Below are 243 nucleotides of genomic sequence, written 5' to 3' on the forward strand. Positions count from 1 at the left end.
CTGAACGGATACCGTGATAGGTGTTGATATAAATAGGGAAGAAGACTCCGACCGCCACCAAAAATAATTTGGCTGTTTCATCAATACCGAACCACAAGATAACCAGTGGAATAAGTGCTCTTTAATTGCTAGACATTTGATCGATATGCCGCAAGTGATTTGTGCAAGTCCTGACTATTTAAATAAACATGGAACGCCAGAGCAACCAGAAGATTTATTATCACATTATTGTGTCAATTTCTT

2 pseudogenes are annotated in these 243 nt (G+C 38.3%); one reads left to right on the forward strand and one right to left on the reverse strand.

Annotated features, from left to right (window positions below):
- A pseudogene (locus RFX69_RS19345) lies at positions 1–118 on the reverse strand (ABC transporter permease); the annotation flags it as partial.
- On the opposite strand from RFX69_RS19345, the pseudogene RFX69_RS19350 reads away from it, so the two are divergent.
- Positions 119–243, forward strand: a pseudogene (locus RFX69_RS19350) (LysR family transcriptional regulator); the annotation flags it as partial. It abuts the pseudogene before it with no gap.

The sequence above is a fragment of the Acinetobacter sp. 148 genome (genome assembly GCF_031196675.1).
Classification (GTDB): Bacteria; Pseudomonadota; Gammaproteobacteria; order Pseudomonadales; family Moraxellaceae; genus Acinetobacter; species Acinetobacter baumannii.